13 protein-coding genes are annotated in these 14,652 nt (G+C 43.4%); 7 read left to right on the top strand and 6 right to left on the bottom strand.

Annotation, left to right across the window (positions count from 1 at the left end):
* Nucleotides 1-70: 70 nt before the first annotated feature.
* The 3 genes from ABIB39_RS16210 to tyrS form a co-directional block, all read right to left on the bottom strand.
* Nucleotides 71-523 (bottom strand): RES family NAD+ phosphorylase, encoded by a 453-nt coding sequence (locus ABIB39_RS16210; RefSeq protein ID WP_354431212.1) that lies wholly within the window; start codon nt 521-523, stop codon nt 71-73.
* The gene (locus tag ABIB39_RS16205) at nt 524-1,018 is read right to left on the bottom strand and encodes an Xre family toxin-antitoxin system antitoxin (protein WP_354431211.1); all 495 of its coding nucleotides are present in this window, start codon (nt 1,016-1,018) and stop codon (nt 524-526) included.
* Between the two features lie 98 nt (nt 1,019-1,116).
* Nucleotides 1,117-2,496, bottom strand: a complete 1,380-nt coding sequence (gene tyrS, locus ABIB39_RS16200) for a tyrosine--tRNA ligase (RefSeq protein ID WP_354431210.1) — start codon at nt 2,494-2,496, stop codon at nt 1,117-1,119.
* Nucleotides 2,497-2,733: 237 nt separating this feature from the next.
* Here tyrS and ABIB39_RS16195 point away from each other — a divergent pair, with 237 nt between their 5' ends.
* The 4 genes from ABIB39_RS16195 (at nt 2,734) to ABIB39_RS16180 (ending at nt 7,360) form a co-directional block, all read left to right on the top strand.
* Entirely contained in the window at nt 2,734-3,411 is a 678-nt protein-coding gene (locus ABIB39_RS16195; protein WP_354431209.1) for a hypothetical protein, read from the top strand.
* A 213-nt stretch (nt 3,412-3,624) separates the two neighbouring features.
* The gene (gene rpsA, locus ABIB39_RS16190; protein ID WP_354431208.1) at nt 3,625-5,634 is read left to right on the top strand and encodes a 30S ribosomal protein S1; all 2,010 of its coding nucleotides are present in this window, start codon (nt 3,625-3,627) and stop codon (nt 5,632-5,634) included.
* Nucleotides 5,635-5,767: 133 nt separating this feature from the next.
* Nucleotides 5,768-6,316, top strand: coding sequence for a bifunctional pyr operon transcriptional regulator/uracil phosphoribosyltransferase PyrR (gene pyrR, locus ABIB39_RS16185; RefSeq protein ID WP_354431207.1), 549 nt, complete (start codon nt 5,768-5,770; stop codon nt 6,314-6,316).
* A gap of 120 nt (nt 6,317-6,436) precedes the next feature.
* Nucleotides 6,437-7,360 carry an aspartate carbamoyltransferase catalytic subunit gene (locus ABIB39_RS16180; protein WP_354431206.1) on the top strand — a complete coding sequence of 308 codons (924 nt, stop codon included), beginning with the start codon at nt 6,437-6,439 and terminating at the stop codon, nt 7,358-7,360.
* Nucleotides 7,361-7,373: 13 nt separating this feature from the next.
* On the opposite strand, the gene ABIB39_RS16175 is transcribed toward ABIB39_RS16180, so the two are convergent.
* Complete coding sequence (locus ABIB39_RS16175) at nt 7,374-7,670, bottom strand: hypothetical protein (RefSeq protein ID WP_354431205.1); 297 nt, start codon at nt 7,668-7,670, stop codon at nt 7,374-7,376.
* A 146-nt stretch (nt 7,671-7,816) separates the two neighbouring features.
* Entirely contained in the window at nt 7,817-9,118 is a 1,302-nt protein-coding gene (locus tag ABIB39_RS16170; RefSeq protein WP_354431204.1) for a flavin monoamine oxidase family protein, read from the bottom strand.
* A 299-nt stretch (nt 9,119-9,417) separates the two neighbouring features.
* Here ABIB39_RS16170 and ABIB39_RS16165 point away from each other — a divergent pair, with 299 nt between their 5' ends.
* Genes ABIB39_RS16165 through ABIB39_RS16155 form a run of 3 tightly spaced genes read left to right on the top strand, consistent with a single transcriptional unit; the run spans nt 9,418 to nt 13,802 of the window.
* A complete protein-coding gene (locus ABIB39_RS16165) occupies nt 9,418-11,730 on the top strand; it encodes a family 65 glycosyl hydrolase domain-containing protein (RefSeq protein WP_354431203.1) in 2,313 nt (770 codons plus the stop codon).
* Nucleotides 11,727-12,092, top strand: coding sequence for a hypothetical protein (locus tag ABIB39_RS16160; RefSeq protein ID WP_354431202.1), 366 nt, complete (start codon nt 11,727-11,729; stop codon nt 12,090-12,092). The genes ABIB39_RS16165 and ABIB39_RS16160 overlap by 4 nt, the downstream gene beginning before the upstream one ends.
* On the top strand, nt 12,093-13,802 hold the full coding sequence (locus ABIB39_RS16155) for an alpha-amylase family glycosyl hydrolase (protein WP_354431201.1): 1,710 nt from the start codon (nt 12,093-12,095) through the stop codon (nt 13,800-13,802). It begins immediately after the preceding gene.
* Here ABIB39_RS16155 and ABIB39_RS16150 read toward each other — a convergent pair.
* Nucleotides 13,799-14,455: a TylF/MycF/NovP-related O-methyltransferase gene (locus ABIB39_RS16150; protein ID WP_354431200.1), complete on the bottom strand. Its 657-nt coding sequence runs from the start codon at nt 14,453-14,455 to the stop codon at nt 13,799-13,801. The genes ABIB39_RS16155 and ABIB39_RS16150 overlap by 4 nt on opposite strands.
* Nucleotides 14,456-14,652 lie beyond the last annotated feature (197 nt).

Below are 14,652 nucleotides of genomic sequence, written 5' to 3'. Positions count from 1 at the left end.
AAATCTTCCCCGTAAGGGGAGACTTAGAATAAGTTTCTTAAGCCTCTACCTCGGGGGGGGGTGGGGCTTGTTACAGCAACCTGTCATCAAAGCTAAAAGGGTGAGTACTAACAATACTTACCTTTTTTATGTCGGGGTGCCAGGGGTTGAGTAAGTAATTGTATTCTTCGGGCACTACGGATGATGGTACTTTCATCATCAGGTAATTGGTTTCTTTAATAAACTGGTTACCCAGCGTTTTAAGTTCCGCCGGCGATGATGCATCCTGCCAATTCGCAGGTAGGGCTTTTACATCGAGCGTAAGGATGCTATGTTCAGGTGCTTCAATTTCGGCAATGCAAAAATTATCAGGCAATAAAAGAGGGGGAAGGTGCACCAATACTTCCAGCACTGCCAATGCCCGTGATGATGCCAGGTAAACCATCGATTTTCCTTCGCTGTTCCACCGGCCACCATATAAGCGCGCGCCGGTGCCGTTAAGATCCTTAATGTAATTGCAGTTAGAGATCCGGTAGAGTATCATTTAAGCGAAAACGCCGTGCTCTATACGGCCAAGCTCTTTAAAAACCATATCAAACCCTGCGGATGTATCTAAAAAAGTAACCGGGGCCTCGCCATTAAATATCAGGCCCGGGGTTTTCATCCAAAGCTTAAACTTATCCATCGAGCCAAATACTTCTTCGCCGCGGGTATATAGCCTAACAAGCTCAACGGCTTTTTCGGCATACTCTGTTTTAATGATGGCATCATCCTCGTAACGTTGCAGTGTACGCTCTGAAATGTGCAGAATAGCGGCTAACTCCTGGACGTTGAGGGATATCTTTTTGGCTAATGCAAGCAAAGCTTTTTTAGGAAAGCCCTGGCGCGCCAGTTTAATGATGTCAAAATCTGAGGAAGTAGTTGCAGTTTTTGCGCCACCTAACAAATTATAAAACGGGGTTGATGATGCCTGGGTAATGTAGATTGCCATAGGTTCATTAACCTCGTTTTTTACTGTATGTTTTATTTTGTACGACATTTATCCAAATATAAATACAATTTGTCGTATCTCAAAATTATTCTACAACAATTAAAAAATAATTCTTCTTGTCTTGCCTTTTTGTGCTACTAGTAATATTAAATGATATTCGGATTGTTAAATAATGAATGAATTCGATTCTGTTCCTCTTCAACATCATCACAAAAAATCACTAACGCTGAATTCTTTTTACCTTTTTGAACAAATAAATATTTGTTCAAAAAAAGTTTATAGTCAGAAATTCTATCTTCAAGTAATATCTTAATTTTATTAATATAAACTCCACCATTAAGAACCATTTTTTTTGCTTCATTTTTCGATTCAAACATTCTTTTATAATTTCCAAGTTCATCGTAATTGTGAATCTCGCCTAATAAATACATAACATTATCTTCTAAAACGTATTTAATAAATGCTTCTCCGGATATAAAAAAGAGATTAGTGCTGGAAAATACCTCTAAAAATTGTTTCTCTGTAAGATCAAATAAATCACTCCATGAAAATTCGGGATTATATGTGAATTGATTTGATTTGGCAATCATTCTTAACGAGTCCAATCCATGCACTCGTGCTGTAATTTGCTCGGCTAATTCCTTTTGTAAAATTCTTAAGTTAGGTTCTTGGTTATGTTTTTCCTCTAAATATATTATGTATTGTCTTTCTAATAATGTAAATATTCTAATATAGCTTTTCGCATCTTCATCACTTGTATTAAACCAAAACTTATAGAAATCGAATGATGATGTTTTCTTCTTGTCAAGCCACACGGCGCCGCTCTCTGTTTTGCCAAATTTGGTGCCATCGGCCTTTTTAATTAGTTGGGTGGTTAGGGCAAAAGCTTCCCCCTGGTCCTTGCGGCGGATCAGTTCTGTACCGGTAACAATATTGCCCCACTGGTCGCTGCCGCCCATTTGTAGCACACAGTTGTTGTGTTTCCACAAATAGTAAAAATCGTAACCCTGCACCAGTTGGTAAGTAAACTCTGTAAACGACATCCCGGTATCGCCCTCCAGGCGTTTCTTAACCGAATCCTTAGCCATCATATAATTAACGGTAAGGTGCTTGCCTACGTCACGGATAAAATCCAAAAACGTGATGTTTTTGAACCAATCGTAATTATTAACCATCTGGGCGCTATTGGTACCGCTGTTAAAATCAAGGAACTTCTCGAGCTGCGCCTGTACCGATTTTAGGTTGTGGTTTAGCACATCCTCACTCAATAAATTACGCTCGGCAGATTTGCCCGACGGGTCGCCCACCATGCCGGTAGCGCCGCCAACCAAAGCATACGGTTTATGCCCCGCGCGCTGAAAGTGGATCAGCGTCATGATCTGGGTAAGGTGGCCTACGTGCAACGAATCGGCAGTAGGGTCAAACCCAATATATCCCGACGCCATGCCTTTATTCAATAGTTCTTCGGTGCCGGGCATAATATCGTGCAGCATGCCCCTCCAGCGTAGTTCTTCAACAAAATTCATATTATAAATGTGCAAATGTGCGAATGTGCAAAGCTATAAATAATGTGCAGATGTGCAGATTTCAGATATGCAAATGTTTTGATCTTGCCTACAGCTTTATTGATGATCTGCACGTTTGAAATTTGCACATCCGCACATCTGTTTTCGTCATTATATGATAATATCTGTAGATAGGTTTTACGCTTTAGCCCGATTTTTGTATTTTGTTCAAATACGCCAGACGTACAAACGCCGTTTATGAATTTTTTATCGCACTATTATTTTGACCGAGACACAAACGACTGTTACTTTACTTTAGGTACAGTACTGCCTGATCTTTTAAAAAATGCCGATAAAACTATTGTCCTGCACCCCGAGAAACTGGTACATGCAAACCCACAAGTAAATGCAATTATAGCGGGCTGGAACAAACACCTGCTGGTAGATAAATACTTCCACTCGGCCGAGTTTTTTCTCACCCATTCCCATAATATTAAAAACCTGTTGGCGCCGGTAATAACCAGATCGCCGGTTAAGCCTTTCTTTTTAGGGCATATCGCTATCGAGCTGATATTGGATAACCTGCTCATCACCACCAACGAAATAAACGTAAGCCAGTTTTACGACCATTTGGATAGCTGCGACGAAGATGTAATAGCGGAGTTCCTGCAAATTGCGGGCATGCAAAACCCGGAGGTATTCTTTAAATTTTATACAGAGTTTAAACGCAGCCGATACCTTAATACCTATGTAAACATCCAGCAGATAACTTATGCCCTCAAGCGCATTTGCATGCGGGTATGGCGAAACCCTTTTACGCCAGAGCAGGAAGCACAGATGACCACCATCCTTTTAGATTACCGCCTCGGGCTGATGGATTTATTTATGAGTATTTATGATGAGATAGCGTATAAGCTTAATTCATCGGAACAATAAACCAGTTTCTTGCTTTACTTTGGAGGGGATATCTTGCAAACAATCAGCGTATTTAGCTTGCATCTGTCGAAAAAACACCCAAAAGTTCCGCTTTTTATCCAAAAAGTGCTTGAAACCTTATAATTATCAGTAAAAAAGTTTTTACCAATAAAAAATATATACCTACCTTTGCAGTCCCAAACGAGTGTTGGGAAAAAGGAGTAAAATTTATTAATGGCAAAAAAGCAAGAAGCAGAAAAAGAATTACAAGCTAAGGAAGCTGAACTGGGTACAGTTACGGCAACCGCAGAAAAAGAAACAATTGAATCAGAAGCTGATTCAATATCAATCGAAGAGATTAAATCTCAGATCGCAGTAACACCAGACCAAGATTTTGACTGGGATGCAGACGACAAAAAATTTGGTAACTACAGCGATAGCGACCGCGAGCAATTAGAAAAACTTTACGACGGAACATTCAGTTCTATCACTAAAGGCGAAATTATCTCGGGTATTGTTGTAAACATCAATAACAAAGATGTGGTATTAAACATCGGATTTAAATCTGACGGTTTGGTATCTGTTTCTGAGTTCCGTGATACACCTGATCTTAAGATAGGTGATAGCGTTGAAGTATTTGTAGAATCACAAGAAGATGCTAACGGTCAGTTGGTGTTATCTCGTAAACGTGCAAAAACTCAAAAATCATGGGAGCGTATTAATTCGGCACTGGATAACGATGAGATCATCACAGGTTTTGTAAAAAGCCGTACTAAAGGTGGTTTAATTGTTGATATCATGGGCGTTGAAGCCTTTTTACCAGGTTCACAGATCGATATCAAACCTATCAGGGATTACGATATCTATGTGGGTAAAACAATGGAATTCAAAGTTGTTAAGATAAACCACGAGTTTAAAAACGTTGTGGTATCGCACAAAGTGCTTATCGAAGACGATTTGGAAAACCAAAAAACAGAAATTGTGGCCAAACTTGAAAAAGGCCAGGTATTGGAAGGTACCGTTAAAAACATTACCGACTTTGGTGTATTTATTGACCTTGGTGGTGTTGACGGTTTACTTCACATTACAGATATATCTTGGGGCCGTATCGAGCATCCGAGAGAAGTTCTTGCATTGGATCAGAAGATCAACGTTGTTGTTCTTGATTTTGATGACGAGAAAAAACGTATCGCTTTAGGTTTAAAACAACTTACGCCACATCCTTGGCAGTCGCTTGATACCGAATTGGTTATCGGCTCTAAGGTTAAAGGTAAAATTGTAACTGTTGCTGATTACGGCGCGTTCTTAGAAATTATCCCGGGTGTTGAAGGTTTGATCCACGTGTCAGAAATGTCATGGTCTCAAAACTTACGTAACCCTCAGGAATTCCTTAAAGTTGGCGACGAAGTTGAAGCTCAGGTATTAACCTTAGATCGCGACGAGCGCAAAATGAGTTTAGGTATCAAACAATTGACTCCTGACCCATGGCAAAACGCAGGCGCTAAATACGCCTCCGGCACTCAGCACATCGCTACAGTTAAAAACATGACCAACTTTGGTGTGTTTGTTGAACTGGAAGATGGTATTGACGGCTTGATCCACATCTCTGACCTATCATGGTCTAAAAAAGTAAACCACCCTAACGAATTTACTAAGGTTGGCGAAAAATTAGACGTAATAGTTCTTGAGCTTGATATCGATAACCGCAAATTAAGCTTAGGCCACAAACAGCTTGAAGAAAACCCTTGGGATACTTTTGAAACTATCTTCACTATCGATTCGATCCACGAAGGTACTGTGATAAAAGTAACTGATAAAGGCGCTATCGTAGCTTTACCTTACGGTGTGGAAGGCTTCTGCCCAACCAAACACCTGGTTAGAGAAGACGGTAAATCTGTAAAAGCTGAAGAAACTGCTGAATTCAAGATCATCGAATTCAACAAAGAAAACAAGCGTATTGTAATTTCACACTCACGTATATGGGAAGAAGCTCGTACTGATGCCCGTGTTCAGGAGTTCGAAAACCGTAAAAAAGAAGCAAAATCTGCTAATAACGCGGTTAAGAAAGTGAAAGAATCAGTAGAGAAATCAACTTTAGGTGACCTTAGCGTTCTTGCTCAGTTAAAAGAGCAAATGGAAGGTGCAGAAAGCAAAGCGGCTAAAAAGCCTGCTGCTGCTCCTGCCGCTAAAAAAGCAGAACCGGAAGCTGAAGCACCTGCTGCTGAAGAAACCGAAGAAGTTTAATCTTTTAAAGTTTATATACAAAAGCCTCCCGATTAATCGGGAGGCTTTTTTTGTGGGTAATATTTTGTGAAACGGAATATACTATTCCACAAATCAGCAAAAAAAATTATCTTTGCCCAAATCCACCCATACGATGCAAAACTTAACGCTGCTCGACGGTCAAAAATTCCAAATCACTATTCAGCGTTTATGTCGTCAATTGATTGAAAACCATAATGATTTTTCGAGCTCGGTTTTAATTGGCATACAGCCACGCGGCATATACCTGGCTAAGCGTGTAGCCGACGAATTACGAAAGATTTTACCGGATAATAAAATAGAACAGGGCGACCTGGATATTACCTTTTACCGCGACGATTTTCGCCGCCAGGGTTCGCCATTAGTGCCCAACCAAACCAAGATAGATTTTATAATAGAAGGTAAAAAGGTAATTATGATGGATGATGTGCTGTGGACAGGCCGCACCATCCGCGCCGCTATGGATGCCATGCAGGCATTTGGCAGGCCCGAAAAGGTGGAGCTGCTGGCGCTTGTAGACAGGCGATACTCGCGCCACATCCCAGTTTCGGCAGATTATGTTGGGATAGAGGTAGATTCCATCGCATCGCAAAAAGTAGTGGTGAGCTGGAAGGAAACCGACGGCGAAGACAGAATTGTGCTGGTATCGGATAGCCTCACCTAAATCCTCTCCGAGGGAGAGGACTTAAAATCAGGCGTCATTGCGAGGAACGAAGCAATCTCCAGATAGAAGGAAATGAATATTAAGGGAAATAAATTCGAAATTGAACATTCGAAATAATATATGGCATTAAGCACAAGACATCTGTTAGGAATTAAGGACTTAAATAGGTCGGATATCGAACTGATATTTGAAACAGCCGATAATTTTAAAACGGTGCTGAACAGGCCGATCAAAAAAGTGCCGTCGCTGCGCGATGTTACCATTGCCAATATCTTCTTCGAGAACTCGACCCGTACCCGCCTTTCGTTTGAACTGGCCGAAAAAAGGCTATCTGCCGATGTGGTGAACTTTGCTGCTTCCTCCTCATCGGTTAGCAAGGGCGAAACCCTGATTGATACCGTCAATAATATACTCGCCATGAAAGTGGATATGGTGGTAATGCGCCATCCATATGCAGGGGCGGGCATCTTCCTGCAAAAACATGTAAAGGCTCAGATAGTAAACGCCGGCGATGGCGCGCACGAGCACCCGACACAGGCACTTCTCGATGCTTTCTCTATCCGGGAACGTTATGGCGATGTAGCCGGTAAAAAGGTGGTGATAGTGGGGGATATATTGCACTCGCGCGTGGCGCTGTCAAACATCCTTTGCCTTAAACAGTTAGGCGCCGAAGTAATGGTTTGCGGGCCAACAACGCTCATCCCTAAATACATTGGTTCGCTTGGGGTTAAGGTGGAGCACAACCTTATTAAAGCCTTAAATTGGTGCGATGTTGCCAACATGCTGCGCATTCAGCTGGAGCGCCAGGATATTAAATATTTCCCGAGCTTGCGAGAATACACCATGATGTTTGGTCTTAACAAACAAATACTGGACAGCCTCGATAAAGAGATAACCGTAATGCACCCCGGCCCCATAAACCGCGGTGTGGAAATTACCAGCGATGTTGCCGACAGCAAACAATCCATCATACTTGACCAGGTAGAGAATGGCGTAGCCATCCGCATGGCAGTGCTTTATCTGTTGGCCGGGCAAACACCGTAAGGTTTGTGCTAAGTTATATCTGGCGGTTTAAGTTCAGATCGAGCCACAGAAAGGTTTCCGGCTTGTCGTCCTGGCCCCAAAATGTGACTATCTCCATCACTGTGTCTACAGTGATTTTGTGGATGTACCGTGCGCCATTGCGTTCCCATTGGCTGGCTACACTGCCATCACCGTTATAAGCAACAATAACAAAGGCGTAGCGGTTGTCCTGATATCCGTAAATCACGTAAAGGTAGCCTTGCCAAATCAAAACTGGCGACAGGCGATCGTACATTTTGCCGCTTTCGGCCTCAACTTCAGTGAGATGCAAACCCTAGTAATGTGCAGGCAATCTTTTTGCAAGTAGGTATTCAGCAACAGGTTCCATAAATTTTGATAAGGTTTAATTTATTGCAATTTAATACCCTGCTCTTTTAAGCACAAGTTGTTTTTAGCTTTTAATACCCCTCTATTCACCTATTTCAATATTTTCTCTGCCACTTCCAGCCCACTCGTGAGTGCCGCCTCAACCGTACCCATCGCTGTGCCATCATAAAGGTATTCGCCGGCGAAGAAGATAGTATCTTCAATAGGTGTGTTCAATACCTTGCGTGCTTCGGTGGCTTCAACAGTATCGTAGGCGTAGGAGCCACGGCAAAAGGGATCAGCAGTCCAGTTCATGATGCGGTAGGCAATGAGTTTTCCTTTCATTTCCACAAGATCCACCTTAAAAATATTAGCTAACGATCGCAGGCCTTGTTCCATAATTTCAGCATCAGGAGTGTTGATCTTATTAGCTGCTGCGGGGCCGCCTATCCAGCCGGTAAGTACGGTGGAGTGGTTAGGTACTTGGGTCCACCAGGTCGGGATCTCTTCATCGCTGAACAGGTAGCCCATTTTATCAACGTTTTTCCCAGCCATCTTCTGCGTTTTAGCATCCAGCCAAAAGGCGGTATCAAACTTAAACAAAAGCTTTATTACTGAACCAAAACCCATTTGCTGTATAGCTTTACTATGTTCAAATATCGGCGGGCTAAAACTTATCGCCCCACTTTCTCTTTCTGCTGCCTTTAATACGCCCAAGGGCATTGCTATCAATAGTTGCCCGGCTTCGTAGATGGCGCCATCGTCAGTAGTGGCTTTAACGCAACCGTTTTCCCATTCGATGGAGTTAACAACCGCGTTTAGGTAAATTTGCCCGTTCTTACTTTTGCATTCGTTAGCCAGGTAGGTTATCATGCTGCAATAGCCGCCCTTCAGCCTGTGCTGGGCATCCATGTCTTCGTGCTCCCATTCTGTACGCAGGGCAAAGGTGCTGGCATCTCGCGGGTCGGCGGTATCGTATCCTGATACATAACTCCATACGGAGTTGCGCAGTTCCTCATATTTATCTCCCGGAAATTTCTTGTTCAAAAACTCCCAGATGTTGGTGTCTTCCTTCAGCTCGTTGAGGCGTTTGATGAGCAGGTCCCAATCTGGTATCACCATACTGTTCTCCTCGAACTTGCCATTTTTATAACGCCACATTTCGGCATTGGCGCTATGGTATTCGATGCCTGCTTCTTTTAACAGCTTTAGGGTTGTTGGCAGGTCGCCGTGTATAAATTCGGCACCAAGCTCGGTATCCTTAAAAAATAACTCGTCGCTTAAAGTGTGGATGCGGCCACCTGTACGGTTGCGTGCTTCCAGCACCGTGACTTGTTTGCCGCCATTGCTTAGGGTGCGCGCAGCCATTAAACCGGAAGCGCCTGCCCCAATAATTAAGATGTTGCTTTTCATACGATAGTAACGCAAGGTAAAAATTATGGGTGGAAGAGGCAAGGGGCCGGTTGAGGCCATCGGCAATCTACTCACCCGCCATCGGTATGTTCGACTGTCCTCTCTTAACTGCGCGCAAAAAGAGCTTTATAAAAAAACAATTTCTTCACCCTTTTTGCGCAGCAGAGAGGGTGAAAAGGAAAATTCGACTCCTTCTCCTTTGGAGAGGGCTGGGGAGAGGCTACATTTCTACACCTACTTATCTATGTTTCTCTTATTTTAGCGAAAACTATCTGCAGGTTGCCCTGTACCCCTATAGCATGAAACAATATTTTAAGGTTGACGAGTGGAAGATCATCGAGGAAGGGTTCGACCCGGCGTATAACAAGGTTGCCGAAAGCGTTTTTAGCCTGGGCAACGGACGTATGGGGCAGCGCGCCAATTTTGAGGAAGCATACAGCGGCGGAACCCTGCAGGGCAACTATGTGGCGGGCGTTTATTATCCCGATAAAACCCGGGTAGGCTGGTGGAAAAACGGCTACCCCGAATACTTTGCGAAAGTGCTTAATGCCGCCAACTGGATAGGGATCGATGTTTGGATAGGTGACGAACAACTCGACCTGGCCAAATGGGAAGTGCTCGACTTTAAGCGCGAGCTAAACATGCAGGAGGGGTATCTGCACCGAAATACGCTGGTTAAAAGCCCAAAAGGTATAGTGGTACGGATAGAAAGCACCCGCTTTTGTAGTATTGTGGATGACGAGATGGGGGCAATCTCTTATACGGTAACCTGTACTGATAATTCCAACCAGATCAGATTGATACCCTTTATCGATGGCGATATCATCAATGCGGATTCGAACTACGGCGAGAAGTTTTGGGATGAAGTTAAAAAGGAAGTAAGCAATGATACGGGCTTGGTACAGATGCGCACCAAAAAGACGGGTTTTGAGGTGGCAACTGCTATGAAAGTTTCGCTTTACAGGGGTGGTAAGCCCGAAACGTTTTTATCAAAGTCCATCCAAAAAGAAAAATACATTGGCGCGGAAATAACTGTAAATGCAGTGGGAGGGCAACCTATTTCTTTGTATAAGTATGTAGCTAACCTATCATCGCAAAACCACAACGCTGAAGAACTTGCCCGGAATGCACTTGCTAAAGTTGAGTCAGTCGCCAAAAAACATTTTGCTACCCTGCTGAACGAACAGCGCTTGGCGTGGGAAGAAAAGTGGAAACACAACGATATAATAATAGAAGGCGATGCCGCCGCGCAGCAGGGTATCCGCTTTAATATATTCCAGCTTAACCAAACTTATACAGGTGAGGACGACCGGTTGAACATCGGCCCCAAAGGCTTTACCGGCGAAAAATACGGCGGATCTACCTATTGGGATACCGAGGCGTATTGCGTGCCTTTTTACCTTGCCACGGCAGATCAAAAGGTTGCCCGCAATTTGCTTTTGTACCGTTATAAACAATTGGGCAAGGCTATTGATAACGCCAAGCTTTTAGGTTTTAAAGACGGCGCGGCGCTATACCCGATGGTTACCATGGATGGCACCGAATGCCATAACGAGTGGGAAATTACCTTCGAAGAGATTCACCGCAACGGGGCTATCGCATTCGCAATTTTTAACTACGTGCGTTATACCGGCGATGAGACTTACCTAACCGATTACGGGCTGGAAGTGCTGATAGCCATCTCGCGTTTTTGGGCGCAGCGAATCACATGGTCGGCAGATAAACAGCAATATGTTATGTTGGGCGTAACCGGGCCAAACGAATATGAGAACAACGTTAACAACAACTGGTATACCAGCACCATAGCCGTGTGGTGTTTAAAATATACCATCGAAGCTATTGGCAAGATGAAAGACGCCAACACAGCAAAATATAAAGATGTTATAGCTAAGATAACTTTTCGCGAGGAACAGGAATGCGAAAAATTTGCGGATATCATCGACAAGATGTATTTCGGGCATGATGATAAATTGGGCATCTTTTTACAACAGGACGGCTACCTGGATAAAGAACAGATCCTGGTAAAAGATTTAGCCGCTTCTGAGCAGCCATTGGTAAAAAAATGGAGTTGGGACAGGATACTGCGCTCGGTTTATATCAAGCAGGCTGATGTGTTGCAGGGTTTATATTTTCTGGAGGATAATTACGACATCGACACCATCCGCAGGAACTATGATTTCTACGAACCCCGGACGGTGCACGAATCGTCGCTCTCGCCCTGCGTGCATGCGATATTAGCCGCCAAGCTGGGCGATGTTGAGCGCGCCTACCAGTTTTACCTACGCACCTCAAGGTTGGATATCGACGATTATAATGATGATACCGACGATGGCTGCCACATCACGTCCATGGCAGGCACCTGGATGAGTGTGGTAGAAGGTTTTGGCGGGATGCGCGTTAAGGATGGCTTGCTGTCATTCAATCCGTTGCTACCAGCAGAATGGGAAGCGCTGTCGTTTAAGGTTGGGTTTAGGGGTGTGTTGTTAAACATCAGCATCAGTAAAGAAACAATAACCGTAAACAATCTTTCAGCCACAGACTTTACCCTCAAAATTTGCGATAACGAGATTGTAGTAAAAGCGAAAAACGAACTAACCGTGAAAGCCAAATGAAAGGTTTGCAATGGATAATTATAGGAATTGGTATAATCACCGGTGTATTTTTCTTGTTGAGCTATATATTTAGTGTGATGTTTTTTGCAGGGTTGATAGTTCTTATTAGTATTTTGAGTATTTCTGTAGCCGTCGGTTTTTTAGTCGTCAGGTTTTTTATTCCCTCAAGGTTTAGACGTAATATCCACTACGCTTTGCTAATCCCTTGGATAACTATTTTTATGTTTTACATCGCCATTACTTTAGTACAACATCAATCCGTTGATCTTATTTTAAGCGTCCCTCTTCTATTTGTTTTTTCAAGTATCGGAGGTTCCATGGCCTATCATGCCGAAATGAAAAAAAACTTCAATTCAATTTAGATGTCCAATCATAAATTAACAATCTACCAACTGCTGCCAAGATTATTCGGTAATAAAAGTACTACCAACAAGTTTTACGGGTCGGTTGAAGAGAACGGCGTTGGTAAACTTAACGATATTACAGATAAAGCCCTTTTCGAGATCAAAGCGATGGGTTTTAGCCACGTTTGGTACACGGGTGTTATCGAGCATGCCACCATGACGGACCATTCCGCTCAAGGCATAAAAGCCGATGACCCCGACGTAGTGAAAGGCCGCGCCGGCTCGCCGTACGCCATTAAAGACTATTACGATATTGCTACAGACCTTGCCGTAAACCCGGAGTTCCGAATTTCAGAATTTAAGGAATTGGTTGGCCGTTCGCATAAAAACGGGCTGAAAGTTATTGTCGATTTTGTGCCCAACCACGTTGCCCGTACGTACGCATCAGACGTGAAGCCCGATGGCGTGAGCGATATTGGCGAAGACGATGACAACAGCCTGCACTTTTCGCCCGATAACGATTTTTACTATATCCCCGGTCAGCCGTTTGTAGTGCCGGGTGGCTATAACCCTGGTGGCGATGAATTTACTTCGCCGCTAAAGGATGGTAAGTTTGACGAGTTCCCGGCGAAGGCAACTGGCAACGATGTTTTTAATCCTGCGCCATCCATCAATGATTGGTTCGAGACCATTAAACTTAATTACGGTGTTTATTACCTGGATGGAAAGAAATCCTACTTCGACCATATCCCGCCGCTGTGGCTTAAAATGCTGCACATATTAAGCTATTGGTCAGATATGGGAGTAGATGGTTTCCGTTGCGATATGATAGAGATGGTGCCTGTTGAGTTTTGGGCCTGGCTTATCCCGCAGTTAAAGGGAGCTTATTCCGGTCTGATTTTCATTGGTGAAGCTTACGATAAAAACCAATACAACAATTATATCCATAACGGCGGGTTCGATTACCTTTACGATAAGGTTGGTTTATACGATGCTATCCGCAGGTTAACCTGTGCAGAACCCGGTGCATCCACCTGGGAAATCAACGCCGTGTGGAACAATCATTGCAAAGGCATCGATCAGCACATGCTGCGCTTTATGGAAAACCACGATGAGCAGCGCATAGCCGGTAAAGATTTTGCGCATGATGCCAATTACGCCATACCGGGGATGATAGTGAGCGCTACTTTGGCAACCGGCCCGGTGATGATATACAGCGGGCAAGAAGTAGGAGAGCCTGCCGCGGGCGCAATGGGATTTAGTAGTGACGACAGCCGCACCACCATATTTGATTATTGGGGCGTGCCCGAGCACCAGAAATGGATGAATAACGGCGCGTTTGATGGAGGAGTCTTGTCTACGGAACAAAAAAAACTGCGTGGTTTTTACAGCAACTTGCTCAATATCATTAAAGACAATGAGGCCTTTACCGGGGGCGAGTTTTACGAACTGATGATAGCGAATGAGCAGCAGCCCGGTTTTGATACCATGCTGTACATTTATTTGCGTTATACATCCACCCAAAAAATACTTGTTGTAGCTAATTTTAACCGTACCGAACGTGCCATCAGTATAAAAATACCTGTGGAATTGCTTTCACAATTTGGCCTTACGGGCAGGGCAAGTTTTACAGACCTGTTAACCGGCGATATTATAAATACAGCCGATATAAATAGCGGCATCCCTGTTTTATTAAAAAGCAGCAGTGGATTATTATTGCAGTTTTAAACTTTACGGAAACAGGCGTGCAGGTACTGGTTGCCAAACAGCACCTCGATTTTTTCGGGTTTCCCGGCTAAAAATTCATCACAGGCTAATTTAACGCCGGGGGCTACATTGTGGGCAACGCCGTTTTCTACGGGGTCGTTATAGTCCATTAAGATACAAACGGCACCCGGGGCCATTAGTGGGTATATGCTTTCAAGGCAGTGCAACATCACGTTTTTATGTGCTTGTGGGTCGCCGCCAAAACCGCAGTCGATATGTATAAACGATAGTTTTTGGGGCAAGTTCAAGGGTAGCGTGTCAAAAAAATCACCCTTATGTATTATTGGTAGCTGCAGGCCGGCGTTGCCGAAATTCTCTTTAAGTTTATCTTCAATATCGCCCTTAAATTTAAACGATACACCAAAGGTATCATACACATGCAGCTTTTTATCAGACCCGCGTAACTCAATAACCTTTTCAAAAAGCACTGCGCACTGGCCCGTAAATGTGCCTAACTCTATCACGTCGCCAGGGATATTATTCAATATTACGTTGTTAAGCAAATGATAGTAGTTTATCCGTTGCTCAACTGTATTCATGTCAACGCTGGTATCAAGCTGTTGTACATTATAGCCGGTTTTTAAATACCTTAATCCCTTGTTAACAAAATTCATTAACGGCGAATTTTTTCGCCTGTTAACGGAGTAAGGAGGCTGAGTGATAAAATAATTATTCATTTGGCAACTGATTGGGTTGTTTAGCCTAAGTTATTAAAATATTCCTAAAAACATTAACCGACAGCAAAAAGCTAATAATTGGCGCAATTATGGCTTACAATTTCAGGAAATAATCGTTTATTAGCTGTTACCAA

The sequence above is a fragment of the Mucilaginibacter sp. UYP27 genome, from assembly GCF_040547175.1.
Classification (GTDB): Bacteria; Bacteroidota; Bacteroidia; order Sphingobacteriales; family Sphingobacteriaceae; genus Mucilaginibacter.
This window is presented reverse-complemented; position numbering and strand designations above follow the sequence as displayed.

Bases quoted from the DNA above. Each gene is read 5' to 3' on its own strand.
- ABIB39_RS16170 (WP_354431204.1), bottom strand. From the start codon at position 9,118: ATGAAAAGCAACATCTTAATTATTGGGGCAGGCGCTTCCGGTTTAATG.
- ABIB39_RS16210 (WP_354431212.1), bottom strand. From the start codon at position 523: ATGATACTCTACCGGATCTCTAACTGCAATTACATTAAGGATCTTAAC.
- ABIB39_RS16180 (WP_354431206.1), top strand. From the start codon at position 6,437: ATGGCATTAAGCACAAGACATCTGTTAGGAATTAAGGACTTAAATAGG.
- ABIB39_RS16160 (WP_354431202.1), top strand. From the start codon at position 11,727: ATGAAAGGTTTGCAATGGATAATTATAGGAATTGGTATAATCACCGGT.
- ABIB39_RS16165 (WP_354431203.1), top strand. From the start codon at position 9,418: ATGAAACAATATTTTAAGGTTGACGAGTGGAAGATCATCGAGGAAGGG.
- ABIB39_RS16205 (WP_354431211.1), bottom strand. From the start codon at position 1,018: ATGTCGTACAAAATAAAACATACAGTAAAAAACGAGGTTAATGAACCT.
- tyrS (WP_354431210.1), bottom strand. From the start codon at position 2,496: ATGAATTTTGTTGAAGAACTACGCTGGAGGGGCATGCTGCACGATATT.
- pyrR (WP_354431207.1), top strand. From the start codon at position 5,768: ATGCAAAACTTAACGCTGCTCGACGGTCAAAAATTCCAAATCACTATT.
- rpsA (WP_354431208.1), top strand. From the start codon at position 3,625: ATGGCAAAAAAGCAAGAAGCAGAAAAAGAATTACAAGCTAAGGAAGCT.
- ABIB39_RS16155 (WP_354431201.1), top strand. From the start codon at position 12,093: ATGTCCAATCATAAATTAACAATCTACCAACTGCTGCCAAGATTATTC.
- ABIB39_RS16195 (WP_354431209.1), top strand. From the start codon at position 2,734: ATGAATTTTTTATCGCACTATTATTTTGACCGAGACACAAACGACTGT.
- ABIB39_RS16150 (WP_354431200.1), bottom strand. From the start codon at position 14,455: ATGAATTTTGTTAACAAGGGATTAAGGTATTTAAAAACCGGCTATAAT.